The organism is Burkholderia sp. RF2-non_BP3, assembly GCF_001522185.1.
Classification (GTDB): Bacteria; Pseudomonadota; Gammaproteobacteria; order Burkholderiales; family Burkholderiaceae; genus Burkholderia; species Burkholderia diffusa.
In genome coordinates this window covers 1-1,388 of the sequence record NZ_LOSU01000021.1, presented here as the reverse complement: position 1 = coordinate 1,388, position 1,388 = coordinate 1, and the positions used below count along the sequence as shown (strand labels likewise).

The following is a 1,388-nucleotide window of genomic DNA, read 5'->3' as shown; positions in this document are numbered from 1 at the left end:
CCGGTCGAGCTGAGGCCCGTCGACAACGAATTGATGCCCGTCGAGGTCGACGTCGACAGCGAGCCGATCGAGCTGGTCGCCGACGACAGACCCGTCGACGTCGAGGTCGACAGCGAAGCCACCGTGCTGTCGGTCGAGCTGAGGCCCGTGGACAGCGAGCTGATCGAGCTGGTCGCCGACGACAGACCGCTCGACGTGGACGTCGACAGCGACGTCACCGTGCTATTGGTCGTGCTCAAGCCCGTCGACAACGAGTTGGCCGTCGTCGACGTCGACGTCGACAGCGAGGCCACCGTGCTATCAGTCGAGCTGAGGCCCGTCGACAACGAATTGATGCCCGTCGAGGTCGACGTCGACAGCGAGCCGATCGAGCTGGTTGCCGACGACAGACCCGTCGACGTCGAGGTCGACAGCGAAGCCACCGTGCTGTCGGTCGAGCTGAGGCCCGTGGACAGCGAGCTGATCGAGCTGGTCGCCGACGAGAGACCGCTCGACGTGGACGTCGACAGCGACGTCACCGTGCTATTGGTCGTGCTCAAGCCCGTCGACAACGAGTTGGCCGTCGTCGACGTCGAGGTCGACAGCGAGGCCACCGTGCTATCAGTCGAGCTGAGGCCGGTCGACAGCGAGTTGATACCGGTCGAGGTCGACGTGGACAGCGAGCTGATCGAGCTGGTCGCCGACGACAGACCCGTCGACGTCGAGGTCGACAGCGAAGCCACCGTGCTATCGGTCGAGCTGAGGCCCGTGGACAGCGAGCCGATCGAGCTGGTCGCCGACGAGAGACCGCTCGACGTGGACGTCGACAGCGACGTCACCGTGCTATTGGTCGTGCTCAAGCCCGTCGACAACGAGTTGGCCGTCGTCGACGTCGACGTCGACAGCGAGGCCACCGTGCTATCAGTCGAGCTGAGGCCCGTCGACAACGAATTGATGCCCGTCGAGGTCGACGTCGACAGCGAGCCGATCGAGCTGGTGGCCGACGACAGACCGCTCGACGTCGACGTCGACAGCGACGTCACCGTGCTATTGGTCGTGCTCAGGCCCGTCGACAGCGAGTTGATACCCGTCGAGGTCGACGTCGACAGCGAAGCGACAGAGCTGTTGGTCGAGCTGAGGCCGGTCGACAGCGAGTTGATACCGGTCGAGGTCGACGTGGACAGCGAGCTGATCGAGCTGGTCGCCGACGACAGACCCGTCGACGTCGAGGTCGACAGCGAAGCCACCGTGCTATCGGTCGAGCTGAGTCCCGTGGACAGCGAGCTGATCGAGCTGGTTGCCGACGAGAGACCCGTCGACGTGGAAGTCGAGAGCGAAGCCACCGAGCTGTTGGTCGAGCTGAGCCCCGTCGACAACGAAGTGATGCCGGTCGACAGCGACGAGATCGC

General features: G+C 64.9%; 1 protein-coding gene. It reads left to right on the top strand.

Going from position 1 to position 1,388, the window contains the following annotated elements; genetic code table 11:
* Positions 1–1,388: hypothetical protein (locus WS45_RS35615; protein WP_059699308.1), on the top strand; the 1,388-nt coding region annotated here is incomplete at both ends.